This window comes from Comamonas sp. 17RB, assembly GCF_030056555.1.
GTDB classification, from domain to species: domain Bacteria; phylum Pseudomonadota; class Gammaproteobacteria; order Burkholderiales; family Burkholderiaceae_C; genus Comamonas; species Comamonas terrigena.
The window spans coordinates 260,646-280,766 of the sequence record NZ_JASHHY010000005.1; the positions used below are offsets into that span (position 1 = coordinate 260,646).

Here is a 20,121-nt window from a genome sequence, read left to right on the forward strand (position 1 = left end):
GATCGCCTACAAGCAACCCATGGCACTTGACAGCGCGCCGCTCCGCTTCATTCCGCTTTACTCCGCCTTGTCTCGCCTTATTCCGGCTCATTCCGTTTCACGCAGCGTGCGCCGCTCCACGCCCAGATCCCCCAGGCGCGGCACGCGTGCTTTCAGCCAGCGTCCCAGCGCCCGGATGGCGCTGTCGTGGGCGCTGCCCCGCGGCCAGACCAGGTGGTAGCCGTCGCCGGTGGGCACGGCCGTGGGCACGGCGGCCACCAACTGGCCGCTGCGCAGGGCGTCTGCGGACAGGGCCAGGTCGGCCATGCTGACGCCGTGGCCCTGGATGGCGGCGGCCATGCCTTGTTCCAGCGTGTCAAACACCAGGGCCGTGGGGCTGTCCGGCTCCCGGGGCAGACCCAGGCCGACGCACCAGCGGCGCCAGTCGCGCCGGTCGGGGGAGGGGTGGATGACCACGGTGTGCGGCAGTTGTTGCAGCAGCCGTGCGGCCTGTGCAGCCAATGCTGCGGGATCGGGAACATCGGGCGCTCCCGGTGCATGGGCGATGGGGGGCAGACCCAGTTGCGCCGCCACGGCCGGGCTGCACACCGGCAGCAGCCATTCATCCACCAGCTTTAGGCTGTGCCACTGCGGGTGCGGGCGAAAGTGGCCCAGCAGCACCGCGCAGTCATAGGGCTCGCTGGCAAAGTCCACATGGTCCACATCCATCCACTGGCTGTGCAGCAGCACCCGTTCCTGCGGCAGTGCGGGGCGGTGGGCCTGCAGCGTCGCCAGCAGCCAGCGGGTGGTGAGCGAGGTCGGGGCCTTCAGCCGCAGGCCGTCGCTGCGCTGCTGCATGCGGGCGCAGGCGCGTTCGATGGTGCGAAAACCCGCGCTCAACTCCTGCGCCAGCAGCTGGCCTTCGGCCGTCAGGGCCACGCGTGGGCCGTGGCGGGTGAACAGCGGGCGCTGCAGCTGCGCCTCCAGCGTGCGGATATGGCGGCTGATGGCGCTGGGTGTGAGGTGCAGCTCCTCCCCCGCACGGGTGAAGGACGCAGTGCGTGCGGCAGCCTCAAAGGCGCGCAGGGCATACAGCGGGGGCAGGGACATGGTGCGGGGCCCGCCCCACCGCAAGCGGTCTGCCGGGCGGGCATTGTGCGTAAAACTCACAGTGTAGATGCGTTATTTGCGTTTTGCGCGCACGCCGGCTCCCGCCAGAATCCGGCCCCGTTTCGGTCCCTTTGGGTCCTTTCTCCTGCCACTGCCTCTGTCCGCTCCCATGCCCACTGCCCTGTTGCTGTCCTATGTGCTGTCCATCGTGCTGCTGATTGTCACCCCCGGCCCGGTCGTGGCCTACATCACCCAGGTGGCGCTGCAGCAGGGCCGGGGCATGGCCTGGCGTACGGCCCTGGGCACCAGCTGCGGGGCGCTGGTGCTGATGGCGCTGGCAGCGCTGGTGGTGGGCGGGGTGCTGGTGCTGCATCCGCAGGCCCTGGCCTGGCTGGGGCTGGCGGGCAGCGGCTTTCTGATGGTGCTGGCAGTCGGCGGCCTGCGTGCCTGGGGCGCCGCAGGGCGGCACAGCACATCGGCTGCAGGGGCTCCCACCGGGCGCCAGGGCGGCTGGCGGCGCGGCTTTGGCGTGGCCGTGGCCAACCCCAAGGACATTCTGTTCTTTGCTGCGCTGTTCCCGCAGTTCCTGCATGCCGCCACCAACCCGCTGGCACGGCTGGGCCTGCTGGCCGCCATCTGGCTGGGGCTGGACCTGCTGATCCTGGCCGGCTACATCGCTGCCGCCCAGCACCCGCGCGTGCAGCGCCACCAGCGGGTGCTGACACTGTGGTCCCTGCTGGCGCTGCTGGCCATGGCGCTGCTGGCGGCCGTCTGGTCGCTGCAGGCGCTGTGGCCGCAAGGGTGATGATGCTGGACGGCGGTGCGCGGTGCCCGTGGGCGCTGCGGTCTTTTCCTCTGCGCACCCTGGCTGCCGTGGTGCAGTCTCGCCCCTGCTGTCCTCCGGCGCATCTCGGCTGGGTGGTGGACTCGGCTTACGGGCGGATCGCGCTGCGGTAGGCCGCCGCCAATTCGTCCAGTGCGGCGCAGGCCCGTGCATCGCGGGTGTGGCTATGCAGCAGGACCGGGAGGCGGGGCAGGGCCGGCAGGCCCAGCCGGACTCCCACGTCGACGGCCCCCAGGGGCAGCATGCGCGGCGCCAGGGCGGCAATGCCCAGGCCGGCCATCACGGCCTGGCTGACGGTGGCCACCCCGCCACCCACAAATACTTCGGCCCAGGGCAGGGCGGCGGCATCCAGCAGCTTGCTGGCCATCTGGCGTACGCCACAGGGCTCGGCCAGGGTCACGATGGGCAGGGGCTCGCCCGCGCGCGGCTGCCAGTGCGGGGCCGCCAGCCAGCCAAACGGCTCTTCGGTCAGCACTTCGCCGTCGGTGCGCCCGCTGTGCAGGCGCACCAGGGCGGCATCCAGTTCGCGCCGGTCATAGCGTTGCAGCAGCTCGCCGGAGGAGCCTATGCGCAGCACGATCAGCAGATCGGGGTGCCGGGCGTTCAGGCGGGCGGCCAGCGCCGGCAGCTCGGGCCCGGCCACATGGTCGCTGATGCCGATGACCAGGCGCTGGCGCGCGCCGGTGAAGGCGCTCAGGGCATGGTGGTGGGCCTCCAGCAGCGCACGCGCATGCGCCACAAAAGCCGTGCCCTGGGGTGACAGCTCCACATAGCGGGGCGTGCGTTCCAGCAGGCGGCAGCCCAGCCGGTCTTCCAGGCGCTTGAGCTTCAGGCTCACGGCGGCCTGCGTGGTCTGCAGCGTTTCGGCGGCGCGGGTGAAGCTGCCCAGCTCCGCCACCTGCAGAAAAGTGGCCACGGCATCCAGGTCCAGAGGGCGTTGCACAGGCTGTTTTGTCATTTCAAAAGTTTATCAATGAAATTCCTTTTGATAAATATTTGAAATGCCTAGCATGCAGACATCTTTCATTCTTCACTTGCGGAGGTGTTCCATGCCCCTGACCCATATCACCCTGCGTGCCGGCAAGCCCGAGGCCTACCGGCAGGCCATCTTCGACAGCCTGCACCAGGCCATGCACGCCACATTCAATGTGCCTGAGGACAACCACTTCGCCACCATGGCGGAATGCGAGGCCTCCCACTTCCGCTACAACGCCTCCTACCTGGGCGTGGCCCGCAGCGACGATCTGGTGATCATCCAGATCACCGCCAACAACACCCGCAGCGAGGCGCAGAAGAAAGCGCTGTACCGCCAGATCGTGGAGGGCCTGGGCCGCAGCCCCGGTGTTCGCCCGGAGGATGTGTTCATCAGCCTGATCGAGGTGGAGCGCGCCAACTGGTCGCTGGGCCATGGCGAGGCGCAGTACGCCTGAATGTGCCTAAATACGCTTGACCCGGCGCCGGGGCTAGACCCATGGCCTGGACTCCGGCTGCAATCCCATGTCCGCCCCGGCCTCCCGCTCCTGCGCAGCCGTTTCCAGCAGCCACTCGCGCAGGGCGGCGGCGGCCGGGCGCAGCGGCGTGTGGCGCGGGGACACCAGGTAATAGCCCTTGTCCACGGCCATGCGCAGGCCCAGCGGCTCGCACAGCACGCCGTCGCGCAGCTCCTGCTGGACCAGCAGCGGGCTGCTCAGCACCACGCCCTGGTGGTGGCGGGCGGCCTCGATGGCCAGCATCGACTGGTCAAAGTGCAGGCTGGGCAGCTGCGCAATCTGCGCATCGCCCAGGCTGCTGAAGCGCCGCAGCCAGTCGCGCCAGTAGGGCAGCAGCGTGGTGTGCAGCAAGGTGGCGCGGGCCAGATCGTCCGGCTGGTGCAGGCCCAGGCGCTGGGCGTAGCCGGGCGCGCAGTACAGATGGGCGCTGTCGGCGTACAGCAGCTCGGCCTGCAGGCCCGGGGCCTGGCCGCCGAAGTGGCGCACCGCCAGGTCCACGCGGTCGCGCTCGAAATCCACCATGTCGGTGGTGGCGCTCAGGTGCAGCGAGATGTCCGGGCGCCGCTGCAGAAACGCCGCCATGCGCGGCGCAAACCATTTGGCGGCCAGCGTGGGCGGCATGGACAGCCACACCTGGTGCGCATCCAGCTGCCGCAGCTGGTCGCTGGCCTGCTGGATGCGCGCCAGTGCCGGCTGGACGGCGGCCCAGTAGGTCTGGGCCTCGGGCGTGGGCTGGATCTGGCGGATGCTGCGCACAAACAGCGGCTGTCCCAGCCATTCCTCCAGCTTCTGGATTTGCTGGCCCACGGCGCCGGGTGTGACATGCAGCTCCGCCGCTGCCATGGTGAAGCTGTGGTGTTTCATCACCGCATCGAAAACCGCCAGAGACTTGAGAGGGAGAGGGGTGTGCATGGTGCAGAAATTCTATTTCATGCTGGTTTTTAAATCGTTTGTCGCGTAGGCGCGGAGATTTGACAATTTCGCCATCGTGGATCGCCTGTGGGCGTGAGGAGTTGGTATGTCGGAGTGTGAGCACATGGTGGAACAAGCAGCGGTGCCAGAAGCGGGGCAAGGAATAGGGTTAGTCATGGGCCGATGGACAGGACGCGTGATGGCGCGCAGCCTGCAACGGGGGCACGCATGAAGGCCCGGGGCGCTTGGGGCCTGGTGCTGGTCGCCGCCGCCATCCTGATGGTGACCATGGGTGCGCGGCAGTCGCTGGGGCTGTTCATGTCGCCGCTCAACTCGGCCACCGGCCTGGGCATTGCCAAGATCAGCCTGGCCATGGCCATCGGCCAGCTGGTGTGGGGGGCGGTGCAGCCGGTGTTTGGCGCCGTGGCCGACCGCTGGGGCCCTGGCCGGGTGATCGTGATCGGGGCTGCGCTGCTGGCGGCCGGCTGCGCGCTGACCACCCAGGTCACCAGCGAATGGGGGTTGATCGTGGCCGTGGGCCTGCTGAGCGCCGCCGGCGCCGGGGCGGGCAGTTTCTCCATCCTGATCGGCGCGACGGCGCAGCGCATTCCGGCCAACCGCCGCTCGGTGGCGGGCGGGGTGATCAACGCCGGCGGCAGCATGGGCCAGTTCATTTTTGCACCGCTGAACCAGGCGGTGATGACGGCATTTGGCTGGGTGTCTGCCATGTGGATGATGGCCGTGCTGGCGCTGTCCACCGCGCCCATGGCCTGGTGGCTGCGCGGCACGCCGCGTGCGGCCGCTGCGGCAACCCCGCAAGCCCCTTCCGCCACAGTAGCCCCGGCTGCTGCGGCAGCGCCCGCCGGCACCACGCTGCGCGAGCAGCTGCGCCAGGCGCTGCGCAACAAGAGCTACTGGTGCCTGCACGCCGGGTTCTTCACCTGCGGCTTCCACATTGCCTTTCTGGTGACGCACATGCCGGGTGAAGTCGATCTGTGCGGCCTCAGCGCCAACGTGGCGTCCACCTCGCTGGCCATCATAGGCCTGGCGAACGTGGCGGGCAGCCTGGTCGTCGGCGCCCTGGGCGAGCGCGTGCGCATGAAGATGATCCTGTTCTGGATGTACCTCTCGCGCGTGGTGGCCATCCTGCTGTACCTGGCGGCGCCCAAGGAGCCGGCCACCTTCTACATCTTTGCGCTGGCGCTGGGGGCCACCTGGCTGGCCACCGTGCCTCCCACGGCGGGGCTGACGGCCAAGCTCTTCGGCACCCGCTACCTGGCCACGCTGTTCGGCCTGACCTTGCTGAGCCACCAGGTGGGCGGATTTCTGGGAGCGTGGCTGGGCGGCATCGCCATCACCACCACCGGCAGCTACGAATGGATGTGGTGGGCCGATGCGGTGCTGGCCCTGCTGGCAGCGCTGGTGAACCTGCCGATCCGCGAAGCCCGCCTGCCGGCGCGCACGGCAGCGGCTGCCGCCTGACCGGCCTGCCACACCACGGCGGCTGCCGCGCAGAGTTTGCAGCAGCAGCCACCGTGGTCCTGGCCGGGGACCACGGCAGGCACACGGCACATGGCCCACCTCACATGCTGGCCAGCGTCTGGGCGTGCTGGCGGGCCAGTGCCTCCTTGCGTTCGCTGTAGCGGTCCACCAGATACGGGGCGGCAGCGCGTGTCAGCAAGGTGAACTTGACCAGCTCCTCCATCACGTCCACCACCCGGTCGTAATAGGGCGATGGCTTCATGCGGCCTGCCTCGGTGAATTCGTCATAGGCCTTGGCGACCGAGCTTTGGTTGGGAATGGTCAACAGGCGCATCCAGCGGCCCAGCACCCGCAGCTGGTTGACCGCGTTGAAAGACTGGGAGCCGCCGCTGACCTGCATCACCGCCAGGGTCTTGCCCTGCGTGGGGCGCACCGCCCCTTCGGACAGTGGAATCCAGTCGATCTGCGACTTCATGATGCCGGTCATCGCGCCATGGCGCTCGGGTGATGTCCAGACCATGCCTTCGCTCCACAGCACCAGCTCGCGCAGGGCCTGCACCTTGGGGTGGTCGGTCGGCGCGGCGTCGGGCTGGGGCAGGCCTGCGGGGTTGAAGATGCGCACCTCGGCGCCCATGCCCTGCAGCAGGCGTGCCGCTTCCAGGGTCAGCAGCTTGCTGTACGAGCGCTCGCGCAGCGAGCCATACAGCATCAGGATGCGCGGTGCGTGCGTGGACGGTTGCACCGCGTGCAGCGCCTGCTGTGTGGGAATGCGGAAACTGCCCGGGTCGAGCTGGGGGCAGAGCACGGCGGCAGAGGACACGGTGTTGGAGGTGGTGTCGGAGGGCGTATCGGGAATGGCGGTGGTGGACATGCGGTGGTGCTCAAGGATCAGGTGACAGTCAGGCGGACAGGGGGGGACAGGGGCTGGGTGAAAGACGCCAGCGCGGGTACTGGCTCAGGCGGCCCCGCTTTCGTACCAGCGGCGGCTGCGGTTCACCACCGCCACCACGGCCAGCATGGCGGGCACTTCAATCAGCACGCCGACCACGGTGGCCAGCGCGGCGCCCGAGTGCAGGCCGAACAGGGCAATCGCCGTGGCCACCGCCAGTTCAAAGAAATTGCTGGCGCCAATCAGTGCCGAAGGCCCGGCCACGCAGTGCGCCACCCCCAGCCGCCGGTTCAGCCCGTAGGCCAAAGCGGCGGTGAAGACCACCTGGATCAGAATGGGCACGGCCAGCAGTGCAATCACCACGGGCTGGGCCAGGATGGACTGGCCCTGAAAGGCAAACAGCAGCACCAGCGTCAGCAGCAGCGCAGCCATGGACAGCGGCCCCATGACTGCCGTGGCACGCTGGAAAGCGGCCTCACCCTGCTGGAGCAGGTGGCGGCGCAGCGCCTGCGCCAGGGCCACCGGCACCAGGATGTAGAGCACCACCGAGGCCAGCAGCGTGTCCCACGGCACGGTGATGGACGACATGCCCAGCAGCAGCGCCACAATGGGCGCAAAGGCCACCAGCATGATGGCGTCGTTCAGCGCCACCTGCGACAGCGTGAAATACGGGTCGCCCTTGCACAGCTGGCTCCAGACAAAGACCATGGCCGTGCAGGGTGCGGCGGCCAGCAGAATCAGGCCGGCCACATAGCTGTCGATCTGCGCCGCATCCAGCCAGGGTGCAAACAGCTGGCGCACAAACAGCCACGCCAGCAGCGCCATCGAAAACGGCTTGACCGCCCAGTTGATAAACAGCGTCACCCCCATGCCGCGGGCATGCGTCTTCACCTGCGCCAGCGCGGCAAAGTCAATCTTGACCAGCATGGGAATCACCATCACCCAGATCAGCGCCCCCACAGGCAGGTTGACCTGGGCCACCTCCATGCGGGCCACCGCGGCGGTCAGCCCCGGCAGCGCATGGCCCAGCGCCACGCCGGCGGCGATGCACAGCAGCACCCACAAAGTCAGATAGCGCTCGAACACCCCCAGGGCCGGGCGGGCCGCTGCACGCGGGGCTGAGGCGGCTGTGGCGGAGGTCTCGGTGGCGGGCATCGGGGCGGTCATCTCAGTTCGCTCCGATGCGTGCCACCAGGGGCTGCAGTGCGGCGGTGTCCAGTTGGGAAAACGGCAGCTGCACCAGCTGCAGCATGCGGTAGGCCAGGGCCTGGCGTGTCAGCTCAAACCGCTGGGCCTGCTGCTCGGGCGGGGCGGCGGAAGGGTCGGGGTAGCTCCAGTGCGCACGCACGGGGGCGCCGGGCCAGATCGGGCAGGGCTGGGCCGCCGCGCTGTCGCACACCGTGATGACCACGCGCATCTGCGGCGCACCGGGCTGGGAAAACGCATCCATGTGCTTGCTGGACAGGGTGGACACATCGACCCCCGCCGCGCGCAGCGCCGCCAGGGCCTGCGGATGCACCCGGCCGCTGGGCGCGGCGCCCGCGCTGTGGGCCTGGGCGTCTATGCCCAGCTGCCGGGCCCAGTGGTTGAACATGGCCTCGGCCAGCACGCTGCGGGCGGAATTGTGGGTGCACAGCACCAGGATGTGGGTGGTCATGGGCTCAGCCGCAAGCAGAGGGGGCGGCGGCGCCGTCGCCGGGGCAGCAACTGCCCACGGACTGGCCGCAGTCGGCGCCGGCGCAGCAGTTTTCGGTCAGGTAGCCCATCACCGCATCCATCTGCGCATAGGCCGCGCGGTAGATCAGGTTGCGGCTGCTGCGCTCCTGCGTCACCAGACCGGCGCGCACCAGTTCCTTCAGGTGAAAGGACAGGGCTGTGCCGGCCACGTCCAGCTGCTCGGCCAGCACGGAAGGCGTCAGCCCGCCTGCACCGGCCACCACCAGCGCACGGAACACGCGCAGCCGGACCGCATGGGCCAGCGCGGCCAGGGATTGGATGACTTGGTCTTCATTCATATTTCAATAATAGTTGAATTATTGAAATGAAGCAAAGGCCAGTACCAAAGCAAGCGGTGGCGGTGTGGGAGGGTGTAGGGTCTGGCCCGGAGCAGGGTCAGACCGCCCTTTGGGGTCCTGGTGGCGCAGCACCACCCCGCATCGCGGGCACTGCGTGCACAGCGCCGGGGTGTCTGGGCACAGGCTTCGTGGCCAGCCGCGTTTACCGCCGCCCTAGCACGCTGGCAAACGCCGCCGACAGGATCAGCACGCCGCCTACCACCAGCCCTGCATGTACTGCGGCGCCGCCCCACCATACGGCGGTGACCGCCGCAAACACCACTTCACACGGCATGACCACGGCGGTCACTCTGGCCGTGAGCCGTGCCGCCCCGTACTGAAGGCACAGGTTGGAGGCGAGAAAAGCCACCGCGAGGCCCGCCACCAGCACCAGCCAGGGGCCGGATAGCGACGGAAGGCGCACTTCCATCGCTGCCGCAACCGTGCCGGAAGAAAAGACTATCGCCGCAGTGCCCGCAACCAGTGCACCGCCAAGGAACATTGCAATGGCGCGGCCTTCGCTGGGCAATGCGGCCCCGCGCCTCAGCATCACCGTATTCAGCGCGAATGCAAATCCGGAAAGTGTCGCCAGCACATCCGCAAGCACCGGCTGGGTGGGGCTGCCTGGACTGGTGTCGGTGCTGGCGCCGGGCTGCATCAGAACAAAGGCGGCACCGATGACCGTCAGCACCGCACGCAGCACCGCTGGTGCCGTCATGCGCTCCTGCAGCAGCAGTCTGGCCAGCGGCAGTGACCACAGCGGCATGAGATAGAAAAGAAGCACGACCCGTACCACATCGCCTATCCCGACCGCCCAGTTGAATGCCGCGTTCGTGAAGCCCGAGGCCATCAATATCCACCACAGTGCAGGCGTTCGCGCCAGCAAGCGCACCGCGCTGGGGCGCCAGACACCGACCACGACCGCCACGACCAGGTAGATGACTGCAGTGGCCCACAGCGGGTGCATCCCCATGCTCTGCAGCTGCTTCAGCGGCCACCATGAGACCCCCCAGACCACACAGTTCAAGAGCAGGGCCAGAACCGGAGCGACGGTTGAGTTTGAAAACATGACAATCAGAAAATTCCACTAAAGTAGATTTTCTACTATAGTAGATGGCATGGCAACCCACACCTCCCCTGAGCACCTGATACCCCGCCGTGTCCGCGAAGAGCGCAACCGGCGGGGGCTGACCCTCGACCAGCTGGCCGGGATGGCGGATGTCAGCCGCGCCATGATTTCCAAGATCGAGCGGGGGCAGAGCACCCCCACGGCCGTGCTGCTGTCCAAAATTGCCGATGCGATGGGGCTGAGCCTTTCCGCTCTGATGAGCGAGCCGCGCACCCCCACCACTGCCGTGCGCAGGATGCAGGAGCAGCCACACTGGGTGGATCCGGAGACGGGCTACATCCGCCGGCTGGTCTCGCCGCCAGGGGATGACAGCGCCACGGAAGTCGTGGCGGTGGAGCTGCCCGCGCACAAGACCGTGACCTTCGCGGCCACCGAAAGCCTGCATTCAGACGACCAGGTGTTGCTGCTTGCGGGCCGGCTGAATCTGCACTGTGCAGAAGTGCTCTACGAGCTGCAGCCCGGTGATTGCGCCAGGGTGTCCACCACCCAGGAACAAACGTTTGAAAACCCGGCGGATGCGACTGCACGCTACCTGGTGATCAAGAGCCACTACCGGTGATGGGCACAGCTACCCTCCCAAAAAATGAGGAAAGAAGAGAGATGGATCTGAAGTTCAAATGGAACCGCATGGAGTCGTTCTCTGCGCTGGAGATGTACAACATCATCCAGGCACGCGAAGCCGTGTTCGTGGTGGAGCAGGCCTGTGCGTACCAGGAAGCGGATGGCGCAGACAGCCAGTCCTGGCATCTGTCCGTCCTGTTGGACGGCGAGCTGGCAGCCTATGCGCGTGTCGTCGATCCCGGCGTCAAATACCGCGAGCCGTCCATTGGCCGTGTCATGGCGGTGGCGCAATACCGCAAGCTGCAGATTGGCCGGGCGCTGGTCGCAGAAGCCATTGCGTTTGCCGAGGCCAAGTTCCCTGGAACAGGCATCCGCATCGGGGCCCAGGCCCATCTCCACAAGTTCTATGGCTCGCTGGGGTTCCAGCCGGTGGGGGATATCTATGACGAGGATGGCATTCCCCACATCGAGATGCTCAAGCCGCCCGTTGCTGTGGTTCAGAACGGATGACACAGCACTGACGATACAAACTGACGGCGGGGAGTGCGGGCGCATCACCCCGTTCTGCGACCTGGTCGGCGACCTGACGTATCCCGGTGCGGTGGTGCAGTCCATCGCCTAGTGCGCTGCACTACCGGTCTGAAGCTGTGCTCCGTTCCCTAAGGGGTGCTGCGTCTGCGTTTAGACTTGCCGCCATGTCAGCCCTCTACAACCACATGGTCGCCGCGCTCCGGGAGCACTGGACCGCCCACAGCCAACAGTATCCCCAGCGCTTTGAGCTGACCGACGCCGCGCTGCGCGAACTCAACGACACCCGCAAGCTGGTCAACGACACCATGAACTACGTGCTGCGCCCCGGCTGGGAAACAGTGTTCCTGGGCGTGCCGGTGCAGGGCGGCGGTGCGGTGAATGCGCTGGTGGCGGCCGATGGCAGCCTGCACCCGCTGGTGGAGCACGCGCCCGCCGCATAAAGCGCTGTCACGGCCGCCGGCAGCGGCTGCAGCCAGAGCCTGCTGCATTCCGGATGCCGGTCCGTACGCTGTACGCAGGACCCGGACATGAAAAAATCCGCACCGGCGAACCGGTACGGCTTGGCAGCGGTGGTGCGGCGTACTGGAATCGAACCAGTGACCCACAGCTTAGAAGGCTGTTGCTCTATCCAACTGAGCTAACGCCACACGCTTGGTTAACTGTCTGAAATGCCCTCTTGGAGAGGGCCATCACGGTGGGCGGCGCGCAGCGCGCAGCGCGCCGTATTCCCCAACCCGTGCTTTCAGGGTAGCCGCTGATTATGCCAGCGATTGGGCGTGCGGGACTTTGAGGCGCTACGCGCTCTTTCTCGATCTCCACTGCCTTCCCATCTTGCCGAAATGGTGGCCATCACGCCGGCCCACCTTGCGGCATGAGCTGCCTGAGATGGGGCGCCAGGCTGCACGGTGCCTGCAGCGGTGGTCGTGGTGTGCATGGGATTTTCCGGCTGTTTGTGAGCGCCTGTTACATTGCGCGCATGAGCAGCAAAGCAATTCCAAAGTCCCGCCAGAACGCCACGGGGCTGACAGGCTATCTCGCAGGCAATTACCCGCTGCGCACCGTGTTCTGGGGCTTTGGCCTGGGCGGCGGCGCCGTGTGCATTCTGGCCATGTACGCACTGGCCACTAACTTACCCGCTATGCAGGCAACGGCCTGGCAGTTCGGTCTACTCTATGCCTGCGGCTGGTGGCGGGCCACATGGAAGTCCGCCGGCCAGTACGCCGGGCCGCCAGAGTGGCAGCGTAGCGCCAAGGCAGCCGTCGTGGTTACCGCTGTGCTGGTCATGGGCGTGGCCGTGTATGCCAGCCGCCTGAACCGCATTCCCTTCAGCAGCTAAGCGCAGGGGGCATGGGTGGGCGTTCCACAGAACAAGCAGGAACTGCTGGAGGCCATCCAGACCACGCATGCCAAACTGTGGGCGGATCTGTGCACCATCCCCGATGCGCGCGCCCATGAAGCCTCCATGGAAGGCCATGCCAAAGACACATTGATGAGTCCGGCGCATCTGGTGGCCTACCTGGTCGGCTGGAGCCTGCTGGTGCTCAAGTGGTGCGACCGCAAGGCCCAAGGGGAGCCCGTCGATTTTCCGGAGACGGGCTACCACTGGAACGAGTTGGGGCTGCTGGCGCAGAAGTTCTACGCCGACCACGCGCACCAGGACTACCGCGTGCTGCTGCAGCAGTTCGCCCAGGTGCACGCGCGCATCCTGGCGCTGGTGGAAGCCAGTAGCGAGGCGCAGCTGTACGGCGCGCCCTGGTATGGGAAATATCCCCTGGGGCGCATGATCCAGTTCAACACCTCATCCCCCAACGCCAATGCGCGGACTCGCATCCGTAAGTGGAAGAAGCTGCACCAGTTGGCTTGAGGGTGTTCGCTGGCATGCGCCAGATCTTGCCATCTTGTGTATCCATCGCCGGGATGACAGAAGGTGCCTGAATCATGGAGCGACCTGCCATCTGCAGATGGCCGCGTTCAGCCAAGAACAGACCGCAGGCATTCGAAGGGGAATGTTGGCTTATTGCTGTTGCTGTGCCCACCGGGCATGGCGCTGGCTCAGCAGCATGCTTCACGGTGCGAGTCGGTGTGCGGTGGTGCGGAGGCAGTCTCTTTCTGCAGCCGGTGGATGCCGGTCGCCACGATCGGTTCCAGCGCAGCCAGCAGCTCCCGGTGTGCAGGGGTCAAAGGCTGGGTGCTGGCCATTTCGATAACGGCAACCACCTGGCCGGCATGCCGTATCGGCACTAGCAGAAGAGACGCTGGTGCGCAGTGACCAAGGCCTGAGCGGATACGCAGGTACTGCGGACCCGGGGCCTCCACCAGCACGGCTTCGGCGGTGCTGGCACAGCGGGCCATCAGCCCGGTGGTCATCGGAAAATCGGCAAGTGCCTGGGAGGGCGTGGCGGCCGTGCCTGCATAGTGCGCCAGGGCCTGAAAGCGCTGATCGCTTCCAACCACCACGGCTATGAGGCTCTGGCCCAGCGGCAGATGGCGTGCCAGTTCCCAGAGGGTGACCTGGCCGAAGGCTTCCAGCGAATTCACCAGCTGCAACCCCCGCAGCAGATCGGACACTGCCTTGCCGCGTGCGACTTCGTCGTGCATCTGCTGCTGGCTTTCGCGCAGCGCCTGTACGGTCAGACGGTGCCGGGCCACCTCGCGGTGAAGCCGCCGGGCCCAGAAGGCCATGGCAAGCAGCAACCCCGCCAGCGCCGAACCCGCAGGAATCCCCCAGGTCACGAACAGATCGCGCCACCGGTGGTCGGTGTCGAAGGAGGCTGAGTACATCTGGTACTCCATCAGCGACACGCCATACTTGTTGCGCCAGGAGATATCCAGTCCCGACCCGACGCGGCGGCTCTGGCTGAAGAAGGCGCTCAGTGCCTGCTCCAGATCCGGGGTATTCGGGGAAATGCCCCAGCCAACCTGTGTGAGTTCCCCCACTGGAAACAGCAGATCGAGGTTGTCCAGATCGTCACGGACCCATTTGAAGGCCGATTCGGCGGCGATGACAGTGAAGTCGGCACGGCGCTGTGCCACTGCTTGCATGGCCTGTGCGGTCGCCATTGGGTGGATAGTGATGGGCGTATTTTTGTTGGTGGCGTTGTAGGTGCGCAGCCATCCTTCATACGCCGTGCCGGCCTGCACGGCCGCCGTGCGCCCGGCCAGGTCTTCCGGGCTGCGCAAGATGGAGCGCGCGTCTGGCCGCGCCACCACCACGTTGCGGGTCGAGAAATACGGCACCAGCACCATTTTCTGTTCGCGCCACGGGGTGATGTGCAGGTCGTTGGGGTACAGGTCGCAGCGGCCCGAGGCCAGCGGTGCGGCTTCGTAACGCGCATCGCGCTGGACCACGCCTTGGGCGTTGACGAACTGCGCATCCCAGGTGGGCAGGTTTTCCACCCTGGCGGGCACCCCCAGGTAGCGGGCAAATTCCTGGGCGTTGGTGCGGTAGAAGTCCGCGCTGGATCCGGCCACGCACACGCGCAGCTCCCCCGTGTTGCGAATCTCTGCCAGCGTCCGGCCATGGGTAGACCCCGCTCCAGCCAGGGCTGCAGCGGCCACCAGGGGGAGGAGGGGGCGCAGGAGCGTCTGCATGGCGTGCGCCTACAGGGCTTGAGCCTGGGCCCGGTCCAGGGCTGCCAGGGCCGCCGTGAAGTCGACCCGGTCAATCGCGCGCGCCACCGGGGTCAGTTGCGCCGCCAGCGGATCGGCTTCCGCGGCCAGGCGCTGCGTCAGCGCTTGCAGCAGGTCGACGGCTTCGGCATCGCTGTCCTGCAGAAGTTGACGCAAGCCCTGCAGCATCGTCGCCGTGGCGGCGGAGCGTGTATGCGGGGGCTGCACGGCGGACACCGTTGCCTGTGCAATACCCTGCGGGCGTGGCAACTGCTCCAGGGCCGTAATCAGGGGCTGCAGCAGCGCCTCCACCTGGCCCAGCAGAGGCAGCACACCGGTCCTGGAAGGAGTGGTCTGGCATGCCGCTTCCAGCCCCGCAGCCGCAGTGGCCAGGGCCTGGGCGCCAATGGTTCCAGACGCCCCTTTGAGCGTATGGGCCAGGCGCGTCGCCAGCGGGGCATCGCCTGCCTGCACGGCGGCCGTGAAGGCGGCCGCAAAACCTGCCTGCTCATGGGCGTAGAGGCCCAGCAGGCGGCGGTAGAGGCGGGCGTCCTGCTGCACGATGTGCAGACCTGCTGCCAGATCCACCCCGGGAAGTTTGGGCAGCTCTGACAGTTCCGAGCGTTTCGGCACAGCCGGCAATGACGGCGCTCCAGCCAGGGGCGGAGGGGGCGCCCCGCCTGGGGTCCCCGGTGGCGGGCCTGCACCAGCCTCCGGGCCGGTAAGCGGGCGGCCGATCCAGCGGGCCAGGCAGGCAAACATCTCGCCCACCCGCAGGGGCTTGGGGATGTGGTCCACCATGCCGGCCTCGATCACCTTTTCCCGGTCCCCCGCCATGGCATTGGCCGTCATGGCAATGATGGGCAGGGCATCCAACCGTGGCTGGGCGCGGATCTTCTGTGTGGCGACAAAGCCGTCCATCACGGGCATCTGGCAGTCCATCAGCACCGCATCGAAGCGTGGATCCTGTGCCAGGCAGTCCAAGGCCTCCTGGCCATTGCAGGCCACCACCACGTCGATGCCTGCATTGCGCAGCAGCTCCTGCGCTAGTTCCTGGTTCAGCTCGTTGTCCTCCACCAGCAGCACCCGGGTCCCCTGCAACTGCTGCAAATGCTCTTTTTGCCCCTGCTCCCTGGTTGCGGCGCGGGACTGCACCAGTTGGCCTTTGCCCAGCGCCTCTCCCACGGCTTCCAGCAAGGTGGATGGTGTGACGGGCTTGGTGAGCACGGCATTGACATGGGCTCCCCGGGTCTGCAGTGCCGTCATGGCCTCTTCACGCCCGAAGGCCGTCACCATGATGACGGCAGGTGCGTCCCCTCCGTGAGAAGACTGCATTCGTGCCACGGCTTCGGCGCCGTCCATCCGGGGCATGCGCCAATCCATCAGCACCAGGTCATAGGCAAGCTGCCGCTCGTTGGCCTGCCGGACTAGCGACAGGCATTCATCGCCGTCCCGGGCCACGTCCACCTCCAGGCCGAAGTTCCGGGCCATGGTCGAGAGGATCTCCCGCGCGGCAGCGTTGTCGTCCACCACGAGGATGCGCAGTCCCAGCAGCTCCTGCGAGTCGAACATGCGCTGAGGCATCGGGTCGGGCTGCAGGCCGAAACGGGCGTGGAAGTGGAAGGTGGAGCCGTGCCCCAGCGCGCTCTCCACCCAGATGCGGCCCTGCATAAGCTCCACCAAGGTGCGTGATATCGCCAGCCCCAGGCCGGTCCCGCCATAGCGACGGGTAGTGGAGCTGTCCGCTTGGCTGAAGGACTGGAACAGCCGCGTGCACTGCTCTTGCGTCATGCCGATGCCCGAATCCTGCACCCAGAAGTGCAATTCCACCTCCTCCGGCGTTTGGGCCACCATTTCCGTTCCCAGGATGACTTCGCCGTGCTCGGCGAACTTGACCGCATTGCTGCACAGATTGACCAGCACCTGCCCCAGCCGCAGCGGGTCGCCCACCAGGGTGGCGGGCAAGCCGGACGACGTATTGAACAGCAACTCCAGACCCTGGTCCTCGGCCTTGATGCCGATGAGGTTGGCCACATGGTCCAGCACGTCCGCCAGCTTGAAGTCGACCTTCTCCATGGACAGCTTGCCGGCCTCGATCTTGGAGAAATCCAGGATGTCGTTGATGATGCCCAGCAGGTTTTCCGCCGAGTGATTGACCTTCTCGATGTAATTGCGCTGTTTGGCATTCAGCGTGGTCTGCAAGGTCAGGTGCGACATGCCGATGATGGCATTCATGGGCGTGCGGATTTCGTGGCTCATATTGGCCAGAAACTCGCTCTTGGCGCGGGTGGCTTCCTCGGCCAGTTCGCGGGCGTGACGCACCTCGTCCTCGGCGCGGTGGCGCTGCGCCACATCGCGCACCGATGCGCACACGCATTCGCCCCGGCCGCCCACATCGGGCAGGCGGGAAATCCCCACCTCGATGGGGATTTCCGTCCCGTCCTTGCGCAGGCCGTACACACGGATACCGTCAGCGCCCATCAGGTGGGAGCCGCCTTCCTGGGCAAAGGTATCCCGCTGTGCGGCATACCCATCCCGCGCATAGAAGGGGATCAGCGTTGCGATGGGCATGCCGATCAGCTCCTCCTCCACATAACCGAACATCGTTCCCACCAGGGGGTTGGCCAAAGAGATGCAGCCCTCCGGATCCAGGACCAGCATCCCATCGGGCGAGGATTCGATGATGCTGTGGTACCAGGTCTCGGTGGCCTTGATCGCGTCCTTCTGCCGTGCCAGCTCGTCGGCCTGCCGCTCCAGCGTCCGGGCCTGGGCCTGGGTTTCCTGTAGCAACTGGTGGGTGGCCAGATTGCGCTCCATGATCTCCAGATTGGCCGCAAGCGACGGCATCAGGGCATCCAGCAGCGCCTGGCGGCCGGGGGGGCTGGGCTCCAGGCTGGCGATCTCCAGAACGCCCAGCAGTTCATCCCCCCGCATGACGGGCAGCACGTTGATGGAGCGCGGCGCTGCCTCCCCCAGTGCAGAGCCCACGCGCACATAGTCTGCTGGGGGATTGGTCAGCACAATGGGGCTGCGCTCCACGGCGCATTGCCCCACCAGCCCTTGGCCCAGCGGAATGTACGACTCCTGGGACTGGACCTCACACTGCGCAAAGCCCCCCAGCAGGCGCAACCGGCGATCCGCCTTTTCGTAGAGATACAGCACCCCATGTCCCACACCCAGCAAAGGCGCAGTCAAGGTGAAGAAACGCTGCGCCAGTTCGGCAAAGGTGTGGGTGGCCTGCAGCTCCGCTGAAATCGAGGCGGTATGCGCCTTCACCCAGCGCTGTACCTCCAGCTCGCGCGCAAAGCCCTGCAGCACCGCCACCGCACGTGCCAGTGCACCCACGTCGTTCTGGTAGGCGGTGTGTGGCACTTCCTGCTCCAGGTCGCCGGCGGCGATACGCTCCACCGCCGTGCGCAATTCCACCGCAGAAACGCGGATGGAACGGACGATGAGCCAGGCGAGCAGCACGCTGGACAAGCCGCCCAGCGCCAGCAGGACCATGCCGCGCAGCCGGGTTTCATCGGCCAGAACCTGCACCGCCTTGAGGGTGGCGCGGGCACTCTGCTCCTTGGAAGTAGCGATGGCTTCCATGGTCTGGCCCACGGTGTCGCCCATCGTTCTGAACTCCCGGCTGGAAATGCGCAGCCGGGCCTCGTTCAGGCGGCCCTGGCGGGCCAGCTCCAGCATGTGCTCCAGGGCCTGGCGGTAGGCGGCATAGTTCTGCTCGAATGCCGCCAGTCTGCGCCGGTTGTCCTCCTGGCCGATGCGTTTGCGCAGCTCCGCCACTTCACGGTTGATGTCCGCATGCGCCTTGTCCAGTTGTCGCATGGCATTGGCGTGGTCCGTTTCATCGTTGGTCAGCAGCGCATCGCGCAGCGAGCGCTCCATGTCGGCATAGAAGAACTGCACGGCCCGCGCATCGGAGATGCCTTGCAGCTCGTTCTCGTACATGTCCTCGATCTGGTGGCTCACCTTTCCCACCGTGTACAGCCCGAGCATGCTGATCATGGCGGCCATCAGAAGCACCACCGCAAAGGCAGTGGCCAGCTTGGCCGTCAACGAAGAGCGGTGGTAGTGCTGAACCAGTCCGGTCATGGAATAAGCGCCTCTTCTCACGAGCAGTGCAGGGATCCGCTATCGGGGCCGCTCGCCCTGGCGGGGCTGGGGGCAATGGGGGAAAGGCACTCGAAAGCTAGGCGATGGAGCCGATGTCGCCTTTGGCGAGCTCCACGCTGCGTTGCTTTTCCAGCATGTCGGCATGGCTGTCGGCATAGGTCCGCGAAATCTCCTGGAACCGGTCCAGCACACCCAGGAAGGCGTCGAACACATCCGGGTCGAAGTGCATGCCGCGCCCCTCGCGCATGATGTCCACCGCTTTGCCGTGTGGCATGCCTTCCTTGTACACACGGCGGCTGATCAGCGCGTCATAGACGTCTGCCACCGCCATGATGCGGGCCGAGACGGGAATGGCATCGCCGGAGAGGCCCTGCGGGTAGCCGCTGCCGTCCCACTTCTCATGGTGGCCATAGGCGATCTCCTTGGCGTATTTCAGGAAGTCCACCGCCATGCCCAGTTGGTCTTCTGCATGCTGTATTGAATCCCGGCCCAAGGTGGTGTGGGTCTTCATGACCTCGAACTCCTGTGGCTCGAAGCGGCCCGGCTTCAGCAGGATCCGGTCGGGAATGCCGATCTTGCCGATGTCATGCAAGGGCGCGGACTTGAACAGCATGTCGATCACATTGCCATCAAGGTGTAGACGGAAGCGCGGGTGGTCTTTCAGCGCTGTGGCCAGCACCTTCACATAGTGCTGGGTCCGGCGGATATGGTTGCCGGTCTCGTTGTCACGGGTTTCCGCCAGCGAGGCCATTGCCAGGATGGTGACATCCTGGATGGCCGCCAGTTCGCGGGTGCGCCTGTGCACCTCGAAGTCGAGAAACTCATTCTGGTTCCGCAGGATGTCCGCCCCGATCTTGGCCTGCAACTGCGATGCCACGCGTGCCAGCAGAATGGGCGGATTGATGGGCTTGCTGATGAAGTCGGCCGCGCCGACCTCCAGTCCGGTGGTTTCATCGGCCGTGCTGGTCATGGCCGTCAAAAAAATGATGGGGATATGCCGGGTTCTGGACGACTCCTTGAGCCTGCGGCAGACCTCGTAGCCCGACATCCCGGACATCATCACGTCCAGCAGTACCAAGTCAGGAAGTGTTTCCTGGGCAATGATTTCCAAGGCCTTCTCGCCGGAACTGGCGAGCTTCAACTGGTATTTGGCCTTGAGCAGGCCCGACAGAAGCCACAGGTTGTCCGGTGAATCGTCCACCGCCAGAATCTGCGGGCGAAACGGCCTCTCTGTGGTTCCTGCAAGCATCAGATCTCCCTGGTAACGGGTGTCGAGACTCTCTTTTTCAGAATATCTACCATTGCTTACAGCTTGGCAACTTTTTCCCGACAGGGGCCCGTCCAGGTTGCGCTGGAACACCGTTGTGTCCCTCTCGCATGCACTGGGCGCAGTGCACCGGGCCATCAGCCTT

General features: G+C 66.3%; 19 protein-coding genes and 1 tRNA gene. 8 read left to right on the forward strand and 12 right to left on the reverse strand.

What is annotated here, in order from left to right:
* Positions 1–87: 87 nt before the first annotated feature.
* Positions 88–1,089, reverse strand: coding sequence for a LysR family transcriptional regulator (locus tag QM470_RS11240; RefSeq protein ID WP_283339326.1), 1,002 nt, complete (start codon positions 1,087–1,089; stop codon positions 88–90).
* A gap of 169 nt (positions 1,090–1,258) precedes the next feature.
* Between QM470_RS11240 and QM470_RS11245 the strand changes: the two genes are divergently transcribed.
* Positions 1,259–1,894 (forward strand): LysE family translocator, encoded by a 636-nt coding sequence (locus QM470_RS11245; protein ID WP_283339327.1) that lies wholly within the window; start codon positions 1,259–1,261, stop codon positions 1,892–1,894.
* 127 nt (positions 1,895–2,021) lie between these two features.
* Here QM470_RS11245 and QM470_RS11250 read toward each other — a convergent pair whose 3' ends face one another.
* Positions 2,022–2,891, reverse strand: a complete 870-nt coding sequence (locus QM470_RS11250) for a LysR substrate-binding domain-containing protein (RefSeq protein ID WP_283339328.1) — start codon at positions 2,889–2,891, stop codon at positions 2,022–2,024.
* Between the two features lie 91 nt (positions 2,892–2,982).
* Here QM470_RS11250 and QM470_RS11255 point away from each other — a divergent pair, with 91 nt between their 5' ends.
* A complete protein-coding gene (locus QM470_RS11255; protein WP_283339329.1) occupies positions 2,983–3,363 on the forward strand; it encodes a tautomerase family protein in 381 nt (126 codons plus the stop codon).
* 33 nt (positions 3,364–3,396) lie between these two features.
* Here QM470_RS11255 and QM470_RS11260 read toward each other — a convergent pair whose 3' ends face one another.
* A complete protein-coding gene (locus QM470_RS11260; RefSeq protein ID WP_283339330.1) occupies positions 3,397–4,335 on the reverse strand; it encodes a LysR substrate-binding domain-containing protein in 939 nt (312 codons plus the stop codon).
* A 228-nt stretch (positions 4,336–4,563) separates the two neighbouring features.
* On the opposite strand from QM470_RS11260, the gene QM470_RS11265 reads away from it, so the two are divergent.
* Entirely contained in the window at positions 4,564–5,817 is a 1,254-nt protein-coding gene (locus tag QM470_RS11265; RefSeq protein WP_283339331.1) for an MFS transporter, read from the forward strand.
* 100 nt (positions 5,818–5,917) lie between these two features.
* Here the strand turns inward: QM470_RS11265 and arsH are convergent, their stop codons facing one another.
* The 5 genes from arsH to QM470_RS11290 all read right to left on the reverse strand — a co-directional run bounded on the left by arsH (position 5,918) and on the right by QM470_RS11290 (position 9,829).
* Positions 5,918–6,688 (reverse strand): arsenical resistance protein ArsH, encoded by a 771-nt coding sequence (gene arsH / locus QM470_RS11270; protein ID WP_283339332.1) that lies wholly within the window; start codon positions 6,686–6,688, stop codon positions 5,918–5,920.
* An 84-nt stretch (positions 6,689–6,772) separates the two neighbouring features.
* Entirely contained in the window at positions 6,773–7,873 is a 1,101-nt protein-coding gene (gene arsB, locus QM470_RS11275; RefSeq protein ID WP_283339333.1) for an ACR3 family arsenite efflux transporter, read from the reverse strand.
* A 1-nt stretch (position 7,874) separates the two neighbouring features.
* Positions 7,875–8,363, reverse strand: coding sequence for an arsenate reductase ArsC (locus tag QM470_RS11280; RefSeq protein WP_283339334.1), 489 nt, complete (start codon positions 8,361–8,363; stop codon positions 7,875–7,877).
* Between the two features lie 4 nt (positions 8,364–8,367).
* Positions 8,368–8,721 (reverse strand): ArsR/SmtB family transcription factor, encoded by a 354-nt coding sequence (locus QM470_RS11285; RefSeq protein WP_283339335.1) that lies wholly within the window; start codon positions 8,719–8,721, stop codon positions 8,368–8,370.
* A 202-nt stretch (positions 8,722–8,923) separates the two neighbouring features.
* On the reverse strand, positions 8,924–9,829 hold the full coding sequence (locus QM470_RS11290) for a DMT family transporter (protein ID WP_283339336.1): 906 nt from the start codon (positions 9,827–9,829) through the stop codon (positions 8,924–8,926).
* A 49-nt stretch (positions 9,830–9,878) separates the two neighbouring features.
* Between QM470_RS11290 and QM470_RS11295 the strand changes: the two genes are divergently transcribed.
* From QM470_RS11295 to QM470_RS11305, 3 genes are all read left to right on the forward strand, one after another.
* A complete protein-coding gene (locus tag QM470_RS11295) occupies positions 9,879–10,448 on the forward strand; it encodes a helix-turn-helix domain-containing protein (protein ID WP_283339338.1) in 570 nt (189 codons plus the stop codon).
* Between the two features lie 41 nt (positions 10,449–10,489).
* Positions 10,490–10,960 (forward strand): GNAT family N-acetyltransferase, encoded by a 471-nt coding sequence (locus QM470_RS11300; protein WP_283339339.1) that lies wholly within the window; start codon positions 10,490–10,492, stop codon positions 10,958–10,960.
* A 185-nt stretch (positions 10,961–11,145) separates the two neighbouring features.
* A complete protein-coding gene (locus QM470_RS11305) occupies positions 11,146–11,421 on the forward strand; it encodes a hypothetical protein (protein WP_283339340.1) in 276 nt (91 codons plus the stop codon).
* Positions 11,422–11,551: 130 nt separating this feature from the next.
* Here the strand turns inward: QM470_RS11305 and QM470_RS11310 are convergent.
* Positions 11,552–11,628: transfer RNA gene (locus QM470_RS11310), tRNA-Arg, on the reverse strand.
* Between the two features lie 329 nt (positions 11,629–11,957).
* Between QM470_RS11310 and QM470_RS11315 the strand changes: the two genes are divergently transcribed.
* Both QM470_RS11315 and QM470_RS11320 read left to right on the forward strand, forming a co-directional pair.
* Positions 11,958–12,317, forward strand: coding sequence for a hypothetical protein (locus QM470_RS11315; protein WP_283339341.1), 360 nt, complete (start codon positions 11,958–11,960; stop codon positions 12,315–12,317).
* Positions 12,318–12,332: 15 nt separating this feature from the next.
* Positions 12,333–12,845: a ClbS/DfsB family four-helix bundle protein gene (locus QM470_RS11320; protein ID WP_283339342.1), complete on the forward strand. Its 513-nt coding sequence runs from the start codon at positions 12,333–12,335 to the stop codon at positions 12,843–12,845.
* 188 nt (positions 12,846–13,033) lie between these two features.
* On the opposite strand, the gene QM470_RS11325 is transcribed toward QM470_RS11320, so the two are convergent.
* From QM470_RS11325 to QM470_RS11335, 3 genes are all read right to left on the reverse strand, one after another.
* Positions 13,034–14,572, reverse strand: a complete 1,539-nt coding sequence (locus tag QM470_RS11325) for a GAF domain-containing protein (RefSeq protein WP_283339343.1) — start codon at positions 14,570–14,572, stop codon at positions 13,034–13,036.
* Between the two features lie 9 nt (positions 14,573–14,581).
* Positions 14,582–18,688 carry a response regulator gene (locus QM470_RS11330; RefSeq protein ID WP_283339344.1) on the reverse strand — a complete coding sequence of 1,369 codons (4,107 nt, stop codon included), beginning with the start codon at positions 18,686–18,688 and terminating at the stop codon, positions 14,582–14,584.
* 97 nt (positions 18,689–18,785) lie between these two features.
* Positions 18,786–19,958 (reverse strand): response regulator, encoded by a 1,173-nt coding sequence (locus tag QM470_RS11335; protein WP_283339385.1) that lies wholly within the window; start codon positions 19,956–19,958, stop codon positions 18,786–18,788.
* Positions 19,959–20,121: the final 163 nt, after the last annotated feature.

Bases quoted from the DNA above. Each gene is read 5' to 3' on its own strand.
- QM470_RS11260 (WP_283339330.1), bottom strand. From the start codon at position 4,335: ATGCACACCCCTCTCCCTCTCAAGTCTCTGGCGGTTTTCGATGCGGTG.
- QM470_RS11315 (WP_283339341.1), top strand. From the start codon at position 11,958: ATGAGCAGCAAAGCAATTCCAAAGTCCCGCCAGAACGCCACGGGGCTG.
- QM470_RS11245 (WP_283339327.1), top strand. From the start codon at position 1,259: ATGCCCACTGCCCTGTTGCTGTCCTATGTGCTGTCCATCGTGCTGCTG.
- QM470_RS11330 (WP_283339344.1), bottom strand. From the start codon at position 18,688: ATGACCGGACTGGTTCAGCACTACCACCGCTCTTCGTTGACGGCCAAG.
- QM470_RS11250 (WP_283339328.1), bottom strand. From the start codon at position 2,891: ATGACAAAACAGCCTGTGCAACGCCCTCTGGACCTGGATGCCGTGGCC.
- QM470_RS11325 (WP_283339343.1), bottom strand. From the start codon at position 14,572: ATGCAGACGCTCCTGCGCCCCCTCCTCCCCCTGGTGGCCGCTGCAGCC.
- QM470_RS11300 (WP_283339339.1), top strand. From the start codon at position 10,490: ATGGATCTGAAGTTCAAATGGAACCGCATGGAGTCGTTCTCTGCGCTG.
- QM470_RS11295 (WP_283339338.1), top strand. From the start codon at position 9,879: ATGGCAACCCACACCTCCCCTGAGCACCTGATACCCCGCCGTGTCCGC.
- arsH (WP_283339332.1), bottom strand. From the start codon at position 6,688: ATGTCCACCACCGCCATTCCCGATACGCCCTCCGACACCACCTCCAAC.
- QM470_RS11285 (WP_283339335.1), bottom strand. From the start codon at position 8,721: ATGAATGAAGACCAAGTCATCCAATCCCTGGCCGCGCTGGCCCATGCG.
- QM470_RS11240 (WP_283339326.1), bottom strand. From the start codon at position 1,089: ATGTCCCTGCCCCCGCTGTATGCCCTGCGCGCCTTTGAGGCTGCCGCA.
- QM470_RS11335 (WP_283339385.1), bottom strand. From the start codon at position 19,958: ATGCTTGCAGGAACCACAGAGAGGCCGTTTCGCCCGCAGATTCTGGCG.
- arsB (WP_283339333.1), bottom strand. From the start codon at position 7,873: ATGACCGCCCCGATGCCCGCCACCGAGACCTCCGCCACAGCCGCCTCA.
- QM470_RS11280 (WP_283339334.1), bottom strand. From the start codon at position 8,363: ATGACCACCCACATCCTGGTGCTGTGCACCCACAATTCCGCCCGCAGC.
- QM470_RS11305 (WP_283339340.1), top strand. From the start codon at position 11,146: ATGTCAGCCCTCTACAACCACATGGTCGCCGCGCTCCGGGAGCACTGG.
- QM470_RS11265 (WP_283339331.1), top strand. From the start codon at position 4,564: ATGAAGGCCCGGGGCGCTTGGGGCCTGGTGCTGGTCGCCGCCGCCATC.
- QM470_RS11290 (WP_283339336.1), bottom strand. From the start codon at position 9,829: ATGTTTTCAAACTCAACCGTCGCTCCGGTTCTGGCCCTGCTCTTGAAC.
- QM470_RS11255 (WP_283339329.1), top strand. From the start codon at position 2,983: ATGCCCCTGACCCATATCACCCTGCGTGCCGGCAAGCCCGAGGCCTAC.